This is a genomic window from Aeromonas sp. R7-2 (assembly GCF_040908105.1).
GTDB lineage: Bacteria > Pseudomonadota > Gammaproteobacteria > Enterobacterales > Aeromonadaceae > Aeromonas > Aeromonas caviae.
In genome coordinates this window covers 16,617-35,885 of record NZ_JBFODC010000035.1, presented here as the reverse complement: position 1 = coordinate 35,885, position 19,269 = coordinate 16,617, and the positions used below count along the sequence as shown (strand labels likewise).

At 61.6% G+C, this 19,269-nt stretch carries 20 protein-coding genes; 7 read left to right on the top strand and 13 right to left on the bottom strand.

The features are described from left to right. The first annotated feature begins 112 nt into the window (after window positions 1-112). The gene (locus AB5Y47_RS13815) at window positions 113-1,111 is read left to right on the top strand and encodes a DUF2860 family protein (protein ID WP_042881204.1); all 999 of its coding nucleotides are present in this window, start codon (window positions 113-115) and stop codon (window positions 1,109-1,111) included. A gap of 61 nt (window positions 1,112-1,172) precedes the next feature. Here AB5Y47_RS13815 and AB5Y47_RS13810 read toward each other — a convergent pair whose 3' ends face one another. From AB5Y47_RS13810 to AB5Y47_RS13795, 4 genes are all read right to left on the bottom strand, one after another. Continuing rightward, window positions 1,173-1,865 (bottom strand): DUF3334 family protein, encoded by a 693-nt coding sequence (locus AB5Y47_RS13810; RefSeq protein WP_029313837.1) that lies wholly within the window; start codon window positions 1,863-1,865, stop codon window positions 1,173-1,175. A 118-nt stretch (window positions 1,866-1,983) separates the two neighbouring features. Next, window positions 1,984-2,430 (bottom strand): HIT domain-containing protein, encoded by a 447-nt coding sequence (locus tag AB5Y47_RS13805; RefSeq protein ID WP_368220313.1) that lies wholly within the window; start codon window positions 2,428-2,430, stop codon window positions 1,984-1,986. A gap of 73 nt (window positions 2,431-2,503) precedes the next feature. Continuing rightward, window positions 2,504-3,127: a DUF2057 domain-containing protein gene (locus AB5Y47_RS13800; RefSeq protein ID WP_324022874.1), complete on the bottom strand. Its 624-nt coding sequence runs from the start codon at window positions 3,125-3,127 to the stop codon at window positions 2,504-2,506. Window positions 3,128-3,201: 74 nt separating this feature from the next. Continuing rightward, on the bottom strand, window positions 3,202-4,104 hold the full coding sequence (locus AB5Y47_RS13795; RefSeq protein ID WP_042016837.1) for a LysR family transcriptional regulator: 903 nt from the start codon (window positions 4,102-4,104) through the stop codon (window positions 3,202-3,204). A gap of 97 nt (window positions 4,105-4,201) precedes the next feature. On the opposite strand from AB5Y47_RS13795, the gene AB5Y47_RS13790 reads away from it, so the two are divergent. Continuing rightward, window positions 4,202-4,804 carry a short chain dehydrogenase gene (locus AB5Y47_RS13790; RefSeq protein ID WP_042881199.1) on the top strand — a complete coding sequence of 201 codons (603 nt, stop codon included), beginning with the start codon at window positions 4,202-4,204 and terminating at the stop codon, window positions 4,802-4,804. A 123-nt stretch (window positions 4,805-4,927) separates the two neighbouring features. Here AB5Y47_RS13790 and AB5Y47_RS13785 read toward each other — a convergent pair whose 3' ends face one another. The 3 genes from AB5Y47_RS13785 to dapA all read right to left on the bottom strand — a co-directional run bounded on the left by AB5Y47_RS13785 (window position 4,928) and on the right by dapA (window position 8,199). Then, on the bottom strand, window positions 4,928-6,031 hold the full coding sequence (locus AB5Y47_RS13785; RefSeq protein WP_039040947.1) for a phosphoribosylaminoimidazolesuccinocarboxamide synthase: 1,104 nt from the start codon (window positions 6,029-6,031) through the stop codon (window positions 4,928-4,930). Between the two features lie 169 nt (window positions 6,032-6,200). After that, window positions 6,201-7,319 carry an outer membrane protein assembly factor BamC gene (gene bamC / locus AB5Y47_RS13780; RefSeq protein WP_029313833.1) on the bottom strand — a complete coding sequence of 373 codons (1,119 nt, stop codon included), beginning with the start codon at window positions 7,317-7,319 and terminating at the stop codon, window positions 6,201-6,203. After that, a complete protein-coding gene (dapA, locus tag AB5Y47_RS13775; protein ID WP_029313831.1) occupies window positions 7,312-8,199 on the bottom strand; it encodes a 4-hydroxy-tetrahydrodipicolinate synthase in 888 nt (295 codons plus the stop codon). Before dapA ends, bamC begins: the two co-directional genes overlap by 8 nt. 188 nt (window positions 8,200-8,387) lie before the next feature. Between dapA and AB5Y47_RS13770 the strand changes: the two genes are divergently transcribed. From AB5Y47_RS13770 to AB5Y47_RS13760, 3 genes are all read left to right on the top strand, one after another. Beyond that, window positions 8,388-8,921, top strand: a complete 534-nt coding sequence (locus AB5Y47_RS13770; RefSeq protein ID WP_010673166.1) for a glycine cleavage system protein R — start codon at window positions 8,388-8,390, stop codon at window positions 8,919-8,921. Window positions 8,922-8,944: 23 nt separating this feature from the next. Next, window positions 8,945-9,409: a thioredoxin-dependent thiol peroxidase gene (bcp, locus tag AB5Y47_RS13765; RefSeq protein WP_045523796.1), complete on the top strand. Its 465-nt coding sequence runs from the start codon at window positions 8,945-8,947 to the stop codon at window positions 9,407-9,409. A 194-nt stretch (window positions 9,410-9,603) separates the two neighbouring features. Next, on the top strand, window positions 9,604-10,104 hold the full coding sequence (locus AB5Y47_RS13760) for a YfbU family protein (protein ID WP_214002839.1): 501 nt from the start codon (window positions 9,604-9,606) through the stop codon (window positions 10,102-10,104). A gap of 52 nt (window positions 10,105-10,156) precedes the next feature. Here the strand turns inward: AB5Y47_RS13760 and yfbV are convergent, their stop codons facing one another. Further along, window positions 10,157-10,597: a terminus macrodomain insulation protein YfbV gene (gene yfbV, locus AB5Y47_RS13755; RefSeq protein WP_029313829.1), complete on the bottom strand. Its 441-nt coding sequence runs from the start codon at window positions 10,595-10,597 to the stop codon at window positions 10,157-10,159. A 301-nt stretch (window positions 10,598-10,898) separates the two neighbouring features. Here yfbV and AB5Y47_RS13750 point away from each other — a divergent pair, with 301 nt between their 5' ends. Beyond that, on the top strand, window positions 10,899-12,101 hold the full coding sequence (locus AB5Y47_RS13750; RefSeq protein ID WP_010673162.1) for an acetate kinase: 1,203 nt from the start codon (window positions 10,899-10,901) through the stop codon (window positions 12,099-12,101). Window positions 12,102-12,171: 70 nt separating this feature from the next. Beyond that, window positions 12,172-14,325 (top strand): phosphate acetyltransferase, encoded by a 2,154-nt coding sequence (gene pta, locus AB5Y47_RS13745; RefSeq protein WP_010673161.1) that lies wholly within the window; start codon window positions 12,172-12,174, stop codon window positions 14,323-14,325. A 478-nt stretch (window positions 14,326-14,803) separates the two neighbouring features. Here pta and ilvN read toward each other — a convergent pair whose 3' ends face one another. The 5 genes from ilvN to AB5Y47_RS13720 all read right to left on the bottom strand — a co-directional run bounded on the left by ilvN (window position 14,804) and on the right by AB5Y47_RS13720 (window position 19,204). After that, complete coding sequence (gene ilvN / locus AB5Y47_RS13740; RefSeq protein ID WP_010673160.1) at window positions 14,804-15,298, bottom strand: acetolactate synthase small subunit; 495 nt, start codon at window positions 15,296-15,298, stop codon at window positions 14,804-14,806. Then, window positions 15,298-17,016, bottom strand: coding sequence for an acetolactate synthase 3 large subunit (locus AB5Y47_RS13735; RefSeq protein WP_201888591.1), 1,719 nt, complete (start codon window positions 17,014-17,016; stop codon window positions 15,298-15,300). Before AB5Y47_RS13735 ends, ilvN begins: the two co-directional genes overlap by 1 nt. Window positions 17,017-17,406: 390 nt before the next feature. Beyond that, complete coding sequence (locus AB5Y47_RS13730) at window positions 17,407-17,559, bottom strand: hypothetical protein (protein ID WP_010673158.1); 153 nt, start codon at window positions 17,557-17,559, stop codon at window positions 17,407-17,409. 35 nt (window positions 17,560-17,594) lie between these two features. Beyond that, entirely contained in the window at window positions 17,595-18,704 is a 1,110-nt protein-coding gene (locus AB5Y47_RS13725; RefSeq protein WP_103244288.1) for an MJ1255/VC2487 family glycosyltransferase, read from the bottom strand. Beyond that, window positions 18,701-19,204, bottom strand: coding sequence for a phosphatase PAP2 family protein (locus tag AB5Y47_RS13720; RefSeq protein WP_119197347.1), 504 nt, complete (start codon window positions 19,202-19,204; stop codon window positions 18,701-18,703). The genes AB5Y47_RS13725 and AB5Y47_RS13720 overlap by 4 nt, the downstream gene beginning before the upstream one ends. Between the last annotated feature and the right edge of the window lie 65 nt (window positions 19,205-19,269).

The following is a 19,269-nucleotide window of genomic DNA, read 5'->3' as shown; positions in this document are numbered from 1 at the left end:
GTCACACTCCGGCTGGGGTAGCATGCCTGCCATGCCTCAGTCAGCACCGGTTCCACCGGAATACCGGGGCACACTGTCACCCTTCTCATTCGTTATGTCAGGAGCATACCCGATGCGAAATCATGTTCTGTTGAGCCTTGGCCTGCTGGTCGCCACCACCGCCCACGCCGATCTGGGGGAGATCCCCCGCCAGACCGGCTGGTCCGGTTTTCTGCTGGGCGGGGTCAATGCCGGCAGCCACAAGTCCAACTTCTATGCCGGTGACGACAGCAACAGCCGTATCGATGATCTGGGCTCCCCCGGCCGCGAAAGCGGTCTGAGCCCGCTGCTCAATGCCGATATCCGCTACACCTTCGCCGATACCCGCACCCAGGTCTTCCTCGGCAACCTCATCCAGGACGCGGTGCGCTTCGACTTTACCCAGCAACTCGGTCTGCGCCAGGAGATGGGTGACAAGGGTATCGTCGCCACCTCCCTGGTGTTCAACCTCATGCCGGTGGAAGTGTGGAGCGATCCCTTCGCCACCGGCGTGGATCGCAGCGCCACCGATCTCACCTCGAAAGGGGTGCGCTTTGCCTGGGACAGGATCTGGGGCAGCAACGTCTACGCCACCCTGACCAGCCGGGAAGTGGAGCTCGACGAGGAGCGCAGTGGCCAGCAATATGACCTGACCCACGGCACCCACTACGCCTCCATGCTGAGCCGCAACGGCAAGGTCCACGACCTGGCTGTCTCCTACCAGTACCACTTCGGCGGCGACCAGTTGCTGGAGCCCGCCTTCCTCTACAAGGAGGCCCGCCTGGACGGGAGTGCGGAGAGCTTCAAGAATACCGGTCTGCAGCTGACCTATGCCAAGCGCGCCTCCCAGTGGTCCATCGTGAGCAACCTCTACGCCGGCAAGCGCAAGTATGACGAGGCGAATCCCCTGTTCGGCCAGCGCGCCGATGCCAGCGAGTTCGCCCTCAATGGCACCTTCTTCTGGCACAACCTGTTCGGCATCAAACCCCTTGCCGCCACCTTCACCGCGGCCTACTCCAGCGCCGACTCCGACATCGACTTCTACGATGCCGAGGCGCTTCGCTTCAGTACCGGGCTGCTTTACAACTTCTGACCCGCCCCAAGCAAGAAGGCCACCCCCGGGGTGGCCTCTTCATTTGCACAACCCTCGACCATCAGATGCCGAGGGAATCCAGCAGATCGTCGTGCTCGTTGCTCGCCGGCGCAGCCGCCGGGGCCGGTTTGGCTGACTGCTTGGCCTGGGCGATCAGCTCGTCGGGATCCACCTCCTCCTGCACGCCGCCATCATGGATCCGGATAAACTCCGTCTTGTCCATGGCCAGCTCCAGATAGAAGATGTTGTTGCTGGCGGTGAAGAAGGTCACCCGGCGGGTCTCGGGATTGTCGAGGTTGGTGTCGACGCTCAGCATCACTTGCTTGTTGAGCGCCAGCATCTTGGGCTGGTTCTGGGTGATGTGGGTCTGCAGCTCGCGCCCCACCTTGGTGGTGAAGCTGCCGACGATCTGGTTCATCAGCTCGCCCATGACGTTGCTCACCTCGTCCGAGGTGTGGGAGATGGCAAGATCCTCCTTGGAGAGCCCCATGCTCAGCATGTAGCTCTGGTAGAGCTCCATGGCCGCGGCGGCGGAGAAGTTGATCACCACCAGCCCGGAGAAGCCGCCGTCAAACAGCACGAAACAGCCGATGTCAGGCTTGAGGCAGGTCTTGCTGATCCGCTGCACCATGCCGGAGAAGCGCACCTGGGTCTGGGTCGCCGCACTCAATACGCTCGTCACCGAATTGCACAGGCTCAGCAGTACGTCCTCTGTGGTCAATACGGCATCATCCTCGGATCTTGTCACTATCATGGAACCTTCCTGCTGATCGAAATAATGGGGCTGTCACTCGTGTCGCCCATGTCACCATGCACCGGCGCGATACGCTAACAGATTGCGTGATCCCGGTGCCCAAAGCGCGAGCCACCTCTCACTTGACTGGATTATCAGTCAGAAATGGCTGAAATCCATCCAGGGTAGCCAGACGGGTTTGCCAACTGGCAGCCGCCCCTTGCAAGGCCTGCTCCTCATAGGGAATGGCGGGACAGGCACCCCAGATGGGACCGGGCCAGGCCGCATCCGAGCTGAAGCGGGCCACGTGGTGCAGGTGCAGCTGAGGCACCAGATTGCCGAGGGCCGCCACGTTGATCTTGTCCGGGCCGAGTGCCCGCTCCATCAGGGTGGCGACGGTGCAGGACTCCTGCATCAACTGCTGTTGCTGCTCGGGGGCCAGATGATGGATCTCCCGCAGGTTGGCGACCCGGGGCACCAGAATCAGCCAGGGATACTGGCTGTCTTTGGCCAGCAGGACGCGGCACAGGGGCAGATCCCCGAGTATCCGGGTATCCGCCTGAAGGCGGGGGTGCAATTCAAACATGGGGGCCTCGCTGATCAACATGGGCACATCGGGAATCAAAGATGTGCCCACGTTACTGCAACGGGGAGCAAACTTAAAGGCGCGGCACGGCCCAACCGATGAAGCGCTTGCGAAGCGCGGGGTCCGCCTGCAGGAAAAGCTGTTGCAACTGCCCTTCCAGGGCGCTGGCCGGCACGGAGGAGGCCCGGGGCGTCGCCACGGCGGCCGCAGTCACATCCGCCGCACCGGCGAGCACGGCAGGCCCCTCGCCACGGTTGTACTCCATCAGCCTGGCATGCCAGTCCATGCCGATCTGCATCCCTTGCACCACCAGCGTATCCTGGCGCACCTCGAGGGGCTGCCCCCCCGCCACCAGGCCCAGGACAGGGGCCCTGGCGTAGCGTTCCATCCCGGCCTCGTCCGCAGGCACGGGAGCCTGCAGGCGCACCGACTGCCCGCGGGCCTCATAGCGAAGCACCTGGGGCTCGGAGCGAACCTGGCGATCGTTGTCGCTGCTGTTGCGACTCGGGATCACCCCCTCGTAACGCACCAGCAGTTGCTGCTCTCCGTCGGCCAGCATGGCGTGCTGCTCGTCCTGCACCTTGCCTGCGCTCACCGCCAGGATCTGGAAATCCCGGGGCACCTCGACCCTGACCTCGGCCTGCACACCGCCGCAGCACAGCAGCGCAACCCCTGCCCAACCCTGATGACGCTTCATTCCCTGACTCTCCTTTCGCGATGAAGGGCGCAGGGTAGCAGCCCCAGATGACAGAAAAATAACGGGATGCAGGCTCACCCCAGCAGATAATGGGGTCGCTCGGCAAACCACTGGGCCAGCACCTGCTTGAACAGCCGGATCTTGCGCGGCACCCGGCGCTGCTGGGCGTGCAGCACATGGATCGGGTGCAGGCCGGTCTGCCACTCCGTCAGCACGGCCACCAGCTCCCCTCGGGCCAGGCTGGCCTCCACCAGCATCAGTGGACACTTGGCAAAGCCCATGCCCGCCCGGGCCAGTTGCAGCAGGGTGCTGTAGTGGTTGGCCCGCACTCGCCCCTGCACCAGGATGTGCGCCTCCTCTTCCCCCTGGCGAAAGTGCCACTGCTCCCAGTCCGGGTTGTGGCCCTGCAGCAGGCAGGATCGCCCCCCCAGCTCATAGGGAGTGGCGGGGATCCCCTCCCGCGCCAGCAGGGCGGGGCTTGCCACCACCACATCCTTGAGCCTGCCGAGCGGCAGGGCCACCAGGTTGTCGGGGATCAGCTCCATGGCCCGCAGAGCGATGTCATTCTCCCCCTGGCTCATGTCGATCATGGCATTGGTGAAGTTGAGCTCGACCTGGACGCCGGGGCAGAGCTCGGCAAAACGGGCGAGCAGCTCGCTCACCATGCGGTCCCCCGTACTGACCGGGCAGGTGAAGCGCAGGCGGCCGCTGTCCTCCTCGGTCAGGGCGCGGATCCCCTCCTCCGCCTCCCGGGCCAGGGCGAAGATCTCGCCGGCCTGCTGGTGAAGCACCCGCCCCGCCTCGGTCAGGCTGAGTCTGCGGGTCGTGCGCTGGAGCAGCTGGGCATTGAGGGCGGACTCCAGGGCGCTGACATGGCGGCTCAGCATCCCCTTGCTCACCCCCAGGGCATCGGCAGCGGCGGAGAAACTGCCCCGCTGCACCACTTCATAGAAACTGGCCAGGTGGGTGATATCCATCATTAGCACCAATATGGAAACAATGGGTTCATCATAAGCGCTTTTTCTCCCTTTTTATCCCGCTATCATCAACTCATCTCAACCAGGAGCGATAGATATGAAGATTGTGATTGTGGGTGCCTCCGGCACCATTGGCGCCGCCGTCAGCGAACTGCTTGCCCAGGATCACCAGGTGATCCGGGTCGGTCACAGCCAGGGGGATGCCAGAGTGGACATGCGCGACCCCGCCTCCATCCGGGCGCTCTTCGAGCAGGTCGGGTCCTTCGATGCCCTGGTGGTCGCCAGCGGCAGCGTCGCCTTCAATGCCCTGACCGAGATGACGGACGAGCAGTGGCAGGTGGGGCTTCAGAGCAAGCTGATGGGCCAGATCAACCTGACCCGGGCCGCTATTACCCACCTGAGCGACCGTGGCTCCATCACCCTCATCAGCGGCATTCTGAGCGAGGAGCCCATCCACTGGGGGGTGAGCGCCACCACCATCAACGGTGCCATCGAGCACTTCGTTAAAGGTGCCGCCTGCGAGCTGCCAAGGGGCATTCGCATCAACGTGGTCAGCCCCACCGTGCTGGAAGAGTCGATGAGCAAGTATGCCGACTTCTTCCCGGGCTTCGTGCCGGTACCCGCCGCCCGGGTGGCCCAGGCCTACAAGAAATCGGTACTGGGGGTACAGACCGGCCAGATCTTCCGGGTCAATGGCTGAGCGCTCCGGACAACCCAATGAAAACGGGCCCCGTCATGGGGCCCGTTTTGTCATCTGCGTTGCAAGTGCCTCGCCTACCACCGGCAAACGTTTGTTCGCCTGCGGCAAAAAAAGCGGTCGGCCTCAGTCGATCAGGCCGTACTGCTCCCGCAGTACCTCGATGATCTCCTGCTTCGGATTGGCACTGCGTACCAGCGGCTGACCGATGATCTTCTCGGCGATCCCCACATAGGTGCGGGAGATATCCATCATCACCTCGGTGGGCAGCTTGTTGTCACGGGCCAGGGCGAAGCGCTCGGGCATGCGGTTCTTGTTGAGCAGGATGTCCGGATCCGGGAAGTGGTTCAGCAGCCACTGGCGGAAGCCCTCTTTGGACTTCTCGATGATCTCGCCGCCGCGAAGGGCTGCGCCGTCCCAGATGCGGGAGCTGTCGGGGGTGCCCACTTCATCCATGTAGATGAGCTTCTCGCGACCGGCGGCATCGGTCACGTAACCGAACTCGAACTTGGTGTCGACGAAGACCTGATCCAGGGCAGCCAGCGCCTCGCTGATGACGTTGAAGCCCTCTTTGAGCAGCGCCTCGTAGCGGTCGATGTCCGCCGGGGAGCGGAAGCCGAAGGCCTGATGGTGGCGCTCGATGTCGCCGCGGGAGACGTTGACGTCGTCCGCTTCCGGCACGCCATCCAGCCCCTTGAGGATCCCCTTGGTGGACGGGGTGATGAGGATCTCGGGCAGCTTCTGATCCTTCTTGAGCCCTTCCGGCAGGGTGATGCCGCAGAATTCCCGCTCACCATCCTTGTAGGCACGCCACATGGAGCCGGTGATGTACTGGCGGGCAATGGCCTCGATCATCACGGGACGGGCTTTTTGCACGATCCAGACGAAGGGGTGCGGGATGTCCAGGATGTGGCTGTCCGCCAGCCCCTGCTCCTTGAACAGCTTGAACCAGTGGCTGGAGATGGCATTGAGCGCCGCACCCTTGCCCGGCACGCCGTTCAGACCGTCCACCCCTTGCCAGATGCAGTCGAAAGCCGAGATGCGATCACTGATCACCATGAGGGCCAGGGGCGTATCGGCCGGCACATCATAGCCTTTCTCCCGAATGAGCCGGGCACTGTCTGCCGGGGTCAACCAGTAGACGCTGCGCACTTTGCCGGAATGGACAGGTTTATCGGTACGGATCGGCAAATCGTCGTTCACCGCCAATACTTGATCTGCAAGACTCATGGCTAATAACACTTCCTGTTGTGGGACTAGTTAGGCAGGGGCACCAGACCCCTGTCTGTGGGGGATTCACATCATCAGGTACTCAGGCCCGCGGCAACCGGCTCGGCACGCTGGCCCTGCGGCAACCCGGACATAACAAAACAGGGGCGCGAGGCCCCTGTTTCCATGCTTACTTCGCCCCCTGATCGGCCAAGCCCTTGGCAAAGGCCTCGGACAGGCTGATGTACATCTGGGAGATGACACCGGATGCGACAGGCTTCTTGTCCTTGTCGAACAGGGTGATGGAGGTCTTGCCGCCCGTCATCTCGCCGAGCTGGAAGCGATACTTGTCTTCCTCGAGCTTGAAGGGCTCCGCTCCCTTGGCCTTCCAGAACTCGCTGTCCGGCTCGTCGTACTCCACGTCGATCCAGCCCAGGGACTGCTGGGTGTCCTTGATGGTGAAACCATAGGCAGGCAGCACCTGATTGAGGCGGCGCCACACCTGGTCAAACGACCCTTCGGCAATCCAGGCGCTCAGCTCGTTGTTGTCCAGACCCAGCTCCAGCCCCATGCCATCGCTGGACTTGTGCTGTTCACGGGCCTTGAGCTGCTTGTCGTAATAGAGGGAGAACTGGTTCAGGGCGCGGGTAGCATAACGCTGGGCATCCGCCGGAGTCAGCACAGTGCTGGTCTCGCCGTCGATGGTCTCTTCGTGATCCAGCACCCGTACCGACATCTTGATGGCGTGACGCTGCACATCGTTGCGCAGGGTGAACTGGTAACGCTGACGGATCTTGAAGTCATCGTCATCTTCCGCCCAGCCATCGAGCACCGCTGAGTTGTCAAACCAGCCGGTCTGCAAGACGCCGTCCTGTTGATCCAGCTTCTCGGTGGTGACCTTGTGTTCGGCCAGGAAGTTCATCAGGAAGGCCCAGGTATCGCGCTCCACGCTCTGGGAGGTGCTGAGGGCATAGAAGGCGACGGTTGGCTCGCTGGCATTGGCCACCACCTGGCTGCCGGGCACCACGGTGAGCAACTGGGCGGGCGGACGCACGTCCACCTTGGCCCCGAGGGCGCCCTCACGGCTGCTCTCGGGCAGGGCCGGAATGTCGAAATTGCTGTTAAAGGCGGGGGTACTCAACCCGGCGGGCACAAGGAAGGCGCGGCCTTCGAGGCGGCTCTCTTCATACTCGAAGCCACGGTTGGCCATTTTGCGTTCCTGGGGTGAGCTGCAGGCAGCCAGCACGGCCACCGTCGCGACACTCAGTACCAGGCGCACTGCATTTCCCTTTCCATTTGCTTTAAACACTCGCCATCAACTCCGCAGTCGTCAGTGCTCGCGCCATCGCCGCTTCCCCCTCGGGGGTGAGATCGGTCAGGGGCAGACGCAAGGTCGCCGTCGCCATCAATCCCAGCCGGGCACAGGCCCATTTCACCGGGATGGGACTCGGTTCACAGAACAGAGTCTGATGCAACGGCATCAATCGATTGTTGATGTCATGAGCCTGCCCGGCATCACCGGCCAGGGCAGCACGACACATGTCGGCCATCTGGGGCGCCGCAATATTGGTGGTGACCGAAATGACACCATCGCCCCCTTGCAGCATAAAATCACATCCGCTGGCGTCATCGCCACTATAAAGCGCAAAATCCGGCCCGCACAGTTCGCGCAGCAGCGGGGTACGGCCAAGATCGCCAGTCGCTTCTTTCAAACCTATGATGCCGGGCACCTTGGCCAGACGGGCCACCGTCTCGGGTTTGAGGTCACAGCAGGTGCGACCGGGCACATTATAGAGAATTTGAGGCAGACCACTAGCCTCGGCGATCGCACAATAGTGACGATAGAGGCCTTCCTGGGTGGGTTTGTTGTAATAGGGGGTAACCGAGAGACCCGCCACCACGCCCATGGTGGCGAAACGCCGGGAGAGGGCGATGGCGTGAGCAGTATTGTTGGAGCCGCAGCCCGCGATGACGGGAATGCGTCCAGCGGCGTATTCCACCGTCTTCTCAACCACGGCGATATGTTCCTGCTCGCTCAGGGTGACCGACTCTCCCGTGGTTCCCACGGCGACGATGGCGCTGGTCCCGGCATCCACATGATATTCCACCAGCGCTGCCAGACTGACCCAATCGATGTCGCCCGAGGGCAGCATGGGGGTAACGAGCGCAACAATACTACCGCGTAACATGGATAATTCTCCCGATTTTCAGGGGCGTAATGGTAAAGCTGCCCCTTTTGAAAAACAAGGGAGGCACGGGACAAGCCGTGTTACCATCCGGCACAAAACGTATGAATGCACGAGCGCACAAGAGGCCTCACGGCAGGGTGCCGGCACCCGCGGTCAACGCATTCTCAATAATGGACGAGAGACGATTTATGACTCACTACCTGGTCGTAACGGCCATCGGCACGGACAGGCCTGGCATCGTCAATGAGGTGACCCGTCACGTCAGTGGCTGCGGTTGCAACATTGTCGACAGCCGTCTTGGCATCTTCGGCAACGAATTCACCTTCATCATGCTGCTGTCCGGTGACTGGAACAGCCTGATGCAACTGGAAATCAGCCTCCCACTGCGCAGCCAGGAGTGGGATCTCATCACCATGATGAAACGCACCGAGCGCCACCACTCCCTGCAATATGACATCAGCGCCAGCGCAGAGGTGCTGATCCGGGATCAGCCGGGCATCGTAAGTCAGTGCACCCAGTTCTTCAGCGATCACGGCTGGGACATCCAGGCCATGCAGACCATCACCCTGGAACAGCAGCCCTTCAACCTGCTCAAGGCGAACTTTCAGTTGAATCTCTCCAAGCAGGGAGAAGAGCCCGGCTCGAAGACAGCCTTCGCCGATTTCTGTCGTGGACTGGGCGCCGAGTCGTTCGAATTCATCGTCAATCACAAGTACGCCTGACGGCGTTTATCCGAGGAGACCCCATGTCACCACTAGAAGCTGGTACCCAGGCCCCCGATTTCTCCCTCTCCGATCAGGACGGCAATCAGGTTCGCCTCGCCGACCTGCGCGGCAAGAAGGTGCTGATCTATTTCTACCCCAAGGCGATGACCCCGGGTTGCACCACCCAGGCCTGCGGTCTGCGCGACGTCAATAGCGAGCTGACTGCCCTCAATGTGGTGGTGCTCGGCATCAGCCCGGACAGCGCCAAGCGCCTGAAAAAGTTCGAGGAGCGCGACAACCTCAACTTCCGCCTGCTGGCCGATGAGGATCACGCGGTGGCCGATGCCTTTGGCGTCTGGGGCCCGAAGAAGTTCATGGGCAAGGAGTATGACGGCATCCATCGCCTGAGCTTCCTCATCGACGAAGAGGGCAAGGTTGCCCATCGCTTCGACAAGTTCAAGACCAGCGATCACCATCAGGTGGTGCTCGACCTCGTCAAGGGGTAAGCCACCAGCGGCATTGTTGCAGGGCTCGCCATGGCGGGCCCTGCTCGTTTCACCACGGCATCAGCCCCCACTCTCTGGCGGCTCACCAGAGCGCCTCTCCCCCCTTTTCTCGCCAACCTCCCCTCTCAGATCAAAAAATTCATCCTGGATATGGGTTAACGTGACCCCAGATTCATTTTCCAGCGAGACAGCCCATGAACATGAGCCACACCGAACGCCTGATCCTGAGCAACCAGTACGAGATCCTGGCCAAACTCAATCCGGAAAAGGCGGCGTTTTACCAGCGTGCCAGCACCATCGTCGAGCGCGGCTACTGCCTGCAGATCCTCGAGCTGGAGAAGAGCTTCGGCCATCTGGACCTCGCCACCTGCCAGGAGGTGCTGGACACCCTGGAGCTGCACCATGCACTGGCCATCTCCTGGGGCAACCTGGATACCAGCGCCCGGGCCGATGTCAACGAGAGCCGCCTTGCCTTCAACGGCTACAGCCGCAGCCAGGAGCGGGAACTGGCGGATTACGTCTGCTTCCTGCTGGAAGTGGACAAGCGCTTCCCCGAACTGCCCTGCCCCTGCGACGAGCTCTCCAGCGACATCGCCATGCGGGACAAGTACCAGCGCATGCTGGCGGTCTGGCGTCAGTGCCCCCGTCAGTACAAGCTCTCCATCCAGGAGATCAGCAAGGTGCTGGCCGCCTGAATGTGAAAAAGGCGCCTGAGGGCGCCTTTGTCGTCAGTCTGACTTCGGAAAGTCATTCGTAGAGGAAGGATTTGTCCAGCTGCTTGAAGGCGGCGTTGAGGGTATCGGCCAGCTCTTCGTAGCGGGGACGGGCCACCAGCTGACGTTGACCGCCCTGCTCGTTCATCTTGCCGTTTATCTCCCGATACCAGGTGGCGAGGGAGGGGGGCAGCCGGGTATCGGCGCGCTGGCCGAGCCAGTAGTAACCTTGCAGCGGCAGGCTGAGCAGGAAGAGCACGGACGCCATCACGGAGGGCCAGTAATGAAGCTCGCCAAACTGGAACTGCACCATGACGCTGAGCACCGCCAGTGCCGGGATCACCTTGAGGGCGAATTCGGTGGCCTTGATCACCCGATTCTCCGGAAACATGGAATTAAGCTCGGGACGGCGCGGCCAAAGAGTCATATAATGACGGCCTTGCTGTAATTTAGTTCCAAAAATGTTCATGCTCATGCTACCTCCGAGCTCTTTTCGAACGTATTAACGGCAAAACCTCGACAATATTTGAGAGGCAATAACAAAGGTTGAGGATGACTTTGTTATTTTTCAACAATCAGGTTATCCTTTGTACGCCCATTTTTACGCTGGGGCACGGCCACTGACCAGTCAGGGACGTCTGAATTTCGGGTCTTGTATCACTATACAAGGGGCAAGCAACAGATTGCCAACCCTCATAAGGATAAGTTGATAGTTTTTGGACGCACCGCGTCCGGCGCATCCTCCAACCCAACCCAATCTGCGATAGGATTTATTCATGAGTAAGCTGGTTCTTGTTCTTAACTGTGGCAGCTCGTCCCTGAAGTTTGCTGTCATTGACGCAACCACCGGTGATGACCTGCTGTCCGGCCTGGCCGAATGCTTCAACCTCGACGACGCCCGCATCAAGTGGAAGCTGAACGGCGAGAAAGGCAACGCTGATCTGGGTGCCGGTGCCGCTCACCAGGAAGCGCTGGACTTCATCGTTCACAAGATCCTGCCGCTCAACCCGGAACTGTCCAAGAACCTGATCGCCATCGGCCACCGCGTGGTACACGGCGGCGAGCGTTTCACCTCCTCCGTTCGCATCTGTGATGACGTCATTGCCGGCATCGAAGCCGCCATTCCTTACGCACCGCTGCACAACCCGGCTCACCTGATCGGTATCCGTGCCGCCCTGAAGGTCTTCCCGGAACTGGCCGAGAAGAACGTCGCCGTGTTCGACACCGCCTTCCACCAGACCATGCCGGAAGAAGCCTTCCTGTACGCCCTGCCGTACAAGCTCTACAAAGAGAACGGCATCCGTCGCTACGGCGCCCACGGCACCAGCCACTACTACATCAGCCTGGAAGCGGCCAAGCAGCTGAACAAGCCGGTGGAAGAGCTCAACATCATCAACTGCCACCTTGGCAACGGCGGCTCCGTCTGCGCCATCAAGAACGGCCAGTCCGTCGACACCTCCATGGGCCTGACCCCGCTGGAAGGCCTGGTGATGGGTACCCGTTCCGGTGACATCGATCCGGCCATCATCTTCTTCCTGCACGACAAGCTGGGCATGAGCGTTGCCGAGATCAACACCATGCTGACCAAGGAATCCGGCCTGCAGGGTCTGACCGAAGTCACCTCCGACTGCCGTTTCGTTGAAGACAACTACGACAGCAAGGAAGAAGCCAAGCGCGCCATGGACGTGTACTGCTACCGTCTGGCCAAGTACATCGGTGCCTACGCCGCCGCCATGGACGGTCGTCTGGATGCCGTGGTCTTCACCGGCGGCATCGGCGAGAACTCCGCCCCGATCCGTGAGATCACCCTGAACAAGCTGGGCCTGCTGGGTTTTGACGTCGACCACGACGCCAACCTGAAGGCTCGCTTCGGCAAGGGCGGCGAGATCACCAAGGCTGGTTCCACCAAGGCCCTGGTTATCCCGACCAACGAAGAGTGGGTCATCGCCCACGACGCGCTGGAACTGGTCGGCGCATAAATTAGCTGTAGAGCAAGGCCGCCCCAGGGCGGCCTTTTCCTGATCCCAAAAAATGAACAAGGGGTAATAAGTGGCACGCACTATTATGCTCATCCCGGTCGGCACTGGTGTCGGCGTAACCTCCGTGAGCCTTGGCGTCGTTCGCGCCATGGAACGTCACGGTGTCAATGTCAGCTTCTTCAAACCGGTCGCTCAGCCGCGTCCGGGTGAAACCGGTACCGAGCGCTCCACCGCCGTGATCCGCGCCGCCGCCAACATCAACCCGCCCGAGCCGTTCGCCCTCTCCTACGCCGAGAACATGATCACCTCCAGCAACACCGACATCCTGCTGGAAGAGATCGTGGCCCGCTTCGAAGAGCACGTGAAGACCAGCGGTGCCGAAGTGGTGGTGATCGAGGGCCTGGTTCCGACCGACAAGCAACCCTTTGCCAACAAGCTGAACTACGACGTCGCCAAGGCGCTGGACGCCGACATGGTGTTCGTGACCCATCCGGGCAACGACTCCAGCCAGAAGCTCAAAGAGCGCATCGAGCTGGCCTGCTCCAACTTCGGTGGCGTCAACAACCCGCGCATCGTGGGCTGCGTCATCAACAAGGTGGGTGCCCCGGTTGACGAGCACGGTGTGACCCGTCCCGACCTGACCGAGATGTTCGAAGCGCACCACCACGGCGCCGATACCGGCCACAACCTGGAAGTGCTGCAAGTCTTCGGCAAGAGCCCGCTGCGCATCCTCGGCTGCATCCCCTGGAACACCCAGCTGATCGCCCCGCGCGCCAAGGATCTCGCCAAGCACCTGGCCGCCAAGATCATCAACAAGGGTGAGCTGGAAAGCCGCCGCCTGCAGACCGTGACCTTCTGTGCCCGCTCCATCCACAACATGATCGAGCACTTCCGTCCGGGCAGCCTGCTGGTGACCTCCGGCGACCGCTCCGACGTCATCGTCTCCGCCTGCCTCTCCGCCATGAACGGCGTTAAGCTGGGTGCCCTGCTGCTGACCGGCAACTACCACCCGGAACCCCAGGTGATGGCCCTGTGCCAACAGGCCATGGCCACCGGTCTGCCGATCATGATCACCGGCACCAACACCTGGCAGACCGCCGTCAGCCTGCAGAACTTCAACGTCGACATCCCGGAAGATGACCGCGAGCGGATCGAGCTGGTACAGGACTACGTTGCTGGTCACATCGACAAGCACTGGATCGAGTCTCTCTCCGCCAAGTCCACCCGCTCCCGTCGCCTGAGCCCGCCAGCCTTCCGCTACCAGCTGACCGAGCTGGCCCGTCAGGCCAACAAGCGCGTCGTGCTGCCGGAAGGGGAAGAGCCGCGCACCATCAAGGCGGCCGCCATCTGTGCCGAGCGCGGTATCGCCCGTCCGGTGCTGCTGGGCAACCCGGAAGAGATCCGTCGTGTTGCCGAACAGCAGGGCGTAGTACTGACCGACCGCGTCGAGATCATCGATCCGGTTGCCGTGCGCGAGCGCTATGTGGCTCGTCTGGTCGAGCTGCGCAAGAACAAGGGCATGACCGAAGTGGTTGCCCGCGAGCAGCTGGAAGACAACGTGGTACTGGGTACCATGATGCTGGAGCGCAATGAAGTTGACGGTCTGGTATCCGGCGCCGTGCACACCACTGCCAACACCATCCGTCCGCCGATGCAGATCATCAAGACCGCCCCGGGCTCTTCCCTGATCTCCTCCATCTTCTTCATGCTGCTGCCGGATCAGGTGCTGGTCTACGGTGACTGCGCCATCAACCCGGATCCCACTGCCGAGCAGCTGGCCGAGATCGCCATCCAGTCCGCCGACTCCGCTGCCGCCTTCGGCATCGAGCCGCGCGTGGCCATGATCTCCTACTCCACCGGCACCTCCGGCGCCGGCGCGGACGTGGAGAAGGTGCGTGAAGCGACCGAGCTGGCCAAGGCCAAGCGTCCCGACCTCATCATCGACGGCCCGCTTCAGTACGATGCGGCCATCATGGAGAACGTCGCCAAGTCCAAGGCACCGAACTCCCCGGTTGCCGGCAAGGCCACCGTGTTCGTGTTCCCGGACCTGAACACCGGCAACACCACCTACAAGGCGGTACAGCGCTCCGCCGAGCTGGTCTCCATCGGCCCCATGCTGCAAGGCATGCGCAAGCCGGTCAACGACCTCTCCCGTGGCGCCCTGGTGGACGACATCGTCTACACCATCGCCCTGACCGGCATCCAGGCAGCCCAGGCCGAGTAATCGACCCGCAGTCCGATGCAATGAAAAACCCGCCGAGAGGCGGGTTTTTTTATGGCTCGCGCCCAGAAATGTTGATCCGCAAGATCAGATCGGGATCCCGTCCGGATCCACGGACAGATCCGCGTTCCACCCTTGGCAAGGCACAAGGGATAAGCAAACGCTCACACCCTCGCCAGGGGATTGCACAAATGCGATCCAGCCAGGATCAAATTGAAATATCCCTTTAAGATCATGAGACTAACGCCAGACACACCGCTAATCTACAGAGTTTTCCACAGCTTTTGTGGATAGTTTACCGATCATTTGAAAGAAAATGACAGGTGAAGGCCCTCCCTTCCCCCTTCTCTTTCACCCCCTTGATAACCTCCTGATGCTGTGGCCTGCATCCCTACCGGCGCCCCCACTTGCCCGCAACGCTGCCAGACACGAAAAAGGGCTCCGAAGAGCCCTTGAACAGCTATTTTCACATCCGGCCACATCAGGGACGCAGGGATTTGTCCGCCCGGGAGATGCCACAGACACCGGAGCGCACCACTTCGATGATCTCGTTGGTCTGGGCAGCCGTCTTGATGAAGGCGTCCAGCTTTTCGCTGGTCCCGACGAGCTGCACCGTGTAGAGCTCGGGGGTGACGTCGACGATCTGGCCACGGAAGATGTCCGCCAGCCGCTTCAGTTCGTCACGGGCACCACCGGCGGCGCGCGCCTTGACCAGCGCGATCTCCCGCTCGATGTGCTCACCCTCGCTCAGGTCACACACCTTGAGCACGTCCACCAGCTTGTGCAGCTGCTTCTGGATCTGCTCCAGCACCCGCTCATCCCCCATGGTGACGATGGTCATTCGGGACAGAGTGGGATCCTCGGTGGGGGCCACCGTCAGGGTCTCGATGTTGTAGCCGCGCTGGGAGAAGAGACCTACCACACGGCTCAGGGCACCGGATTCGTTCTCCAGCAGAACGGAAATTATATGTCTCATCAGGTTCTCTCCGTCTTGCTCAGCCACATCTCGTCCATGGCACCAAATTTGATCTGCATCGGATAGACGTGCTCGTCCGGATCGACCGAGATGTCCATGAACACCAGTCTGTCCTTCATGGCAAAGGCCTTCTCCATGGCGCTCTCCAGCTCCGCCGGATCGCTCACCGCAATGCCGACGTGGCCATAGGCTTCCGCCAGCTTGACGAAGTCAGGCAGGGATTCCATGTAGGAGTGGCTGTGACGGCCACCGTAGAACATCTTCTGCCACTGCTTGACCATGCCCAGCGCACGGTTGTTGATGGAGATGATCTTGATGGGCACCCCGTACTGCATGCAGGTGGAGAGCTCCTGAATGTTCATCTGCACCGAGCCGTCGCCGGTGACGCAGCAGACCACCGCATCCGGGTTGGCAAACTGGGCGCCCATGGCGGCAGGAATGCCGAACCCCATGGTGCCGAGACCACCTGAGTTGATCCACTGACGTGGTTTGGCAAACGGGTAGTAGAGGGCGGCAAACATCTGATGCTGGCCCACGTCGGAGGCGACGAACGCCTCCCCCTTGGTCACCTTGTAGAGAGTCTCGATGACCTGCTGCGGCTTGATCAGGGTGGGATGGGTTTCGTAGGCCAGGCAGTTGCGGGAGCGCCACTGGTTGATCTGCTCCCACCAGTCCGCCAGCGCCTGCTTGTCGTTGTCAAAGCCGCACTCGCGGATCACTTCCAGCATCTGTTCCAACACGGTTTCCACCGAGCCGACGATGGGCACATGGGCCTGTACCGTCTTGGAGATGGAGGTGGGGTCGATGTCGATGTGGACTATGGTGGCGTTGGGGCAGAACTTGCTGACATTGTTGGTCACGCGATCATCGAAGCGGGCACCCACGGCGAAGATGAGATCCGCGTTGTGCATGCTCTTGTTCGCTTCGAAGGTGCCGTGCATGCCGAGCATGCCGATGAACTGCGGATGGGTGCCGGAGAAAGCGCCCAGCCCCATGAGCGTGGTGGTCACCGGCAGGTTCAGCAGCTCCGCCAGCTTGGTCACCAGGTGATCCGCATTGGCGTTGATGGCGCCGCCACCCACGTACATGACCGGGCGGCTCGCCTCGGTCAGCAGCTTGGCTGCCCGCTTGATCTGGCCCTTGTGTCCCGCCTTGGTCGGATTGTAGGAGCGCAGGGAAACGGACTCGGGATACTGATAGGGGAACTTCTCTTTCGGATTCTGCACGTCTTTGGGCAGATCCACCACCACGGGCCCCGGGCGGCCACTGGCGGCAATGTAATAGGCCTTCTTGATGGCCTCGGGAATGTCGCTGGCTTTCTTGCACAGGAAGCTGTGCTTCACCACCGGGCGGGAGATGCCGATCATGTCGGTCTCCTGGAACGCATCCTCCCCGATCATGCTGGTCGGCACCTGGCCGGACAGGATCACCAGGGGAATGGAATCCATGTAGGCGGTGGCGATCCCCGTGATGCAGTTGGTGGCGCCGGGACCCGAGGTCACCAGCACAGTGCCCACCTTGCCGGTGGAGCGGGCGTAACCGTCCGCCATGTGCACTGCGGCCTGCTCGTGCCGCACCAGGACATGCTCCATCTTGCCGTTTTCGAAGAGAGCGTCATAGATGTCGAGCACTGAGCCACCAGGGTAGCCGAAAACGTGTTCCACTCCCTGATCTTCCAGCGCTCTAACCACCATCTGGGCGCCTGATAACATCTCCATGATAAAGCCCTCCAGGCTTTGCTCCGTTAAGCGAAAGCTATCGACAGTCCGCTGCTTCCCGGCAGCGCCGATCCGAGTCTTGTTGTTGTCTGCAGGCAGATCAGGCGAGTTCGGAGCCGTCGATAGTAGAAAAATAGGGGTTTTCCATCATTCACCCGAAAAGCGGGTGAAAAACCAACTTAACCCGCCCGTGAACGCTTGTCCACGGCTTTGTCTGGCCATAACAGTCATAAATTTCAAACAGCTATTAACATTCAGTGACTTGGCCACCAGACGGGCAACAAAGAGGGGCCCTGGGGGGAACAACCAGCGGATCATGCTGCCCGCGTCGGTCAGGAACAAAATAAACGGCCCACCCCGAGGGGGTGAGCCGTCAAAAACTGGCTGGTTTCACTGCTCGTCTTCGGGTTCTGCCAGCCAGATCTGCTGATCCGGATCCGTCTCTTCGCAGACCGAAATGCTGACACCCATGTCGAGCAGCTCATGCAGGGTGAGATTGTCTGCCAGAGTCATGGTGTCGCCGTTTTCATTGGTAAAGCGCATGGTGTCCGTCCTCTCCGTGGTGGGATCGACTCAGTTTAGTCAAAGGCGCTGAGTTGGGATAACCAGGGACGCTCCTGGCCGGTGCGGCTGGCAAGCTCCCCCAGGCTGTCACACACCTCCTCCGGAAAGAGGGTCCTGCCCCAGAGGCGGCGGGAGAGCGCCCCCACCTCCTCCCCGGCCCCGGCCAGCAACCAGTCGGCCAGCTCTCCTGCCACATCGGGATAGCGTACCCTGCCAGGAGAAGGGGCCTCCAGCCAGCTTCGCACCGCATTGGCATCCAGGCTGTCCATCAACTGGGCCAACCCCATCAGCTCCAGGGTCCTGCCGTTGGTCAACTGCTCGAACTGGCCACCCAGGGGTTTGACCAGCAGCTTCTTGCCAAGGGAGAGCGCCTCGGAGGCAAGCTCGAATCCCGCATTGCTGATGACCCCGCGACAACCGGCCAGCGCCAGCTTGAACCCCTCTCTGGCCTGAGGTTCAAAGCGGATGTTGCGCCACTCGCTGCGCTTGCGCACCTCGGGATGGAAGCAGATGAACGACTGCTGGCTGAAACGCGACAACAGGGCCGCGATCGTCTCTGTCTGCTCGAATGGCAGATAGACCAGGATCTGCTGGTTGTCCGGCACCGGCTCGAGGGGATCGACGATGGGAGGCAGCAGGGGCTGGCCGAAATGGAACCAGTGCAGCCCCAAGGACTGGCGTACCGGCGCAAAATGGCGCATCAGCTGGCGGTTGAAGCCGCTCTCCCCCCAGCGCGGGATCGGCCAGTCGAAGCTCGCCTGATGGCTGATGGTGAGGCTGGGTTTGCCCCAGCGGCGAGCAGCATGGGCACTGAGCGGCTCGAAGTCGCTGATGACCAGATCGTACTCGCGACAATCGAGGGCACGCAGATCTTGCCAGAAACGCAGGGGAGAGAGTCCCTTGAGGGTGCGCCAGCCCGAGATGCGCCCCTGATGGCTGGCGAAAGTGATACCGGGGAAGGTGCGATAATCCCCGAACTCCCCCATCTCGAAGTAGCCGTCGGCGGCGCGCCCGCTGAACAGATAGTCCACCGCCACGCCCCTGCTCTTCAATGCGCGCGCCAGGGTCCGGCTACGACTGATATGACCGTTGCCGGTCCCCTGAACGCCGAACAGTATCCTCATCCCTGGCTCCAACCCAGCGCCCAGAGGGCGCAACCACCGCCAAGCAGCGCCCCGGCCACCAGATCGCTCAGATAATGCACCCCGAGCAGCAGGCGGGACGCCCCCACCAGCGCGGCCCAGACAAACAGCAGCGGTGCCCAGAGCGAGAAACTGGCGGCCAGTACGGTCGCCATCAGAAAGGCGGCCGCGGTATGGCCCGAGGGCAGGCTGTAACGATCCGACGGGGTGATGAAGACAGGCAGCCCTGCCGGGCGCTGGCGTTTGAGGGCATTCTTGAGCAGCAGGTAGAGCGGCAACTCGAGGGCAAACGCCCAGAGCGCCACCCTGACCGCCTCCTGCCCGACGCTCCCCTGCCACCAAAGCAGGCAGGCCGCCACGGCATAGAGGGGGCCGTCACCGGTACGGGAGACAAGCCGGCTTATCCTGGCCTGCGGCTGATTGTAGGGGTGGAGCAGGCAGACACGGCACACCCGCAGGTCCCATTGCTGGATCTTGTTCATCACGGCCCTCCCTTGCATCCTGAGTGCAGACTAGGAGGGCGGCATGACACTTCGTTGACGCCCAG

Coding starts and splice junctions, on each gene's coding strand:
- AB5Y47_RS13815 (WP_042881204.1), top strand. CDS start 113: ATGCGAAATCATGTTCTGTTGAGCCTTGGCCTGCTGGTCGCCACCACC.
- AB5Y47_RS13810 (WP_029313837.1), bottom strand. CDS start 1,865: ATGATAGTGACAAGATCCGAGGATGATGCCGTATTGACCACAGAGGAC.
- AB5Y47_RS13805 (WP_368220313.1), bottom strand. CDS start 2,430: ATGTTTGAATTGCACCCCCGCCTTCAGGCGGATACCCGGATACTCGGG.
- AB5Y47_RS13800 (WP_324022874.1), bottom strand. CDS start 3,127: ATGAAGCGTCATCAGGGTTGGGCAGGGGTTGCGCTGCTGTGCTGCGGC.
- AB5Y47_RS13795 (WP_042016837.1), bottom strand. CDS start 4,104: ATGGATATCACCCACCTGGCCAGTTTCTATGAAGTGGTGCAGCGGGGC.
- AB5Y47_RS13790 (WP_042881199.1), top strand. CDS start 4,202: ATGAAGATTGTGATTGTGGGTGCCTCCGGCACCATTGGCGCCGCCGTC.
- AB5Y47_RS13785 (WP_039040947.1), bottom strand. CDS start 6,031: ATGAGTCTTGCAGATCAAGTATTGGCGGTGAACGACGATTTGCCGATC.
- dapA (WP_029313831.1), bottom strand. CDS start 8,199: ATGTTACGCGGTAGTATTGTTGCGCTCGTTACCCCCATGCTGCCCTCG.
- AB5Y47_RS13770 (WP_010673166.1), top strand. CDS start 8,388: ATGACTCACTACCTGGTCGTAACGGCCATCGGCACGGACAGGCCTGGC.
- bcp (WP_045523796.1), top strand. CDS start 8,945: ATGTCACCACTAGAAGCTGGTACCCAGGCCCCCGATTTCTCCCTCTCC.
- AB5Y47_RS13760 (WP_214002839.1), top strand. CDS start 9,604: ATGAACATGAGCCACACCGAACGCCTGATCCTGAGCAACCAGTACGAG.
- yfbV (WP_029313829.1), bottom strand. CDS start 10,597: ATGAGCATGAACATTTTTGGAACTAAATTACAGCAAGGCCGTCATTAT.
- AB5Y47_RS13750 (WP_010673162.1), top strand. CDS start 10,899: ATGAGTAAGCTGGTTCTTGTTCTTAACTGTGGCAGCTCGTCCCTGAAG.
- ilvN (WP_010673160.1), bottom strand. CDS start 15,298: ATGAGACATATAATTTCCGTTCTGCTGGAGAACGAATCCGGTGCCCTG.
- AB5Y47_RS13735 (WP_201888591.1), bottom strand. CDS start 17,016: ATGGAGATGTTATCAGGCGCCCAGATGGTGGTTAGAGCGCTGGAAGAT.
- AB5Y47_RS13730 (WP_010673158.1), bottom strand. CDS start 17,559: ATGCGCTTTACCAATGAAAACGGCGACACCATGACTCTGGCAGACAAT.
- AB5Y47_RS13725 (WP_103244288.1), bottom strand. CDS start 18,704: ATGAGGATACTGTTCGGCGTTCAGGGGACCGGCAACGGTCATATCAGT.
- AB5Y47_RS13720 (WP_119197347.1), bottom strand. CDS start 19,204: ATGAACAAGATCCAGCAATGGGACCTGCGGGTGTGCCGTGTCTGCCTG.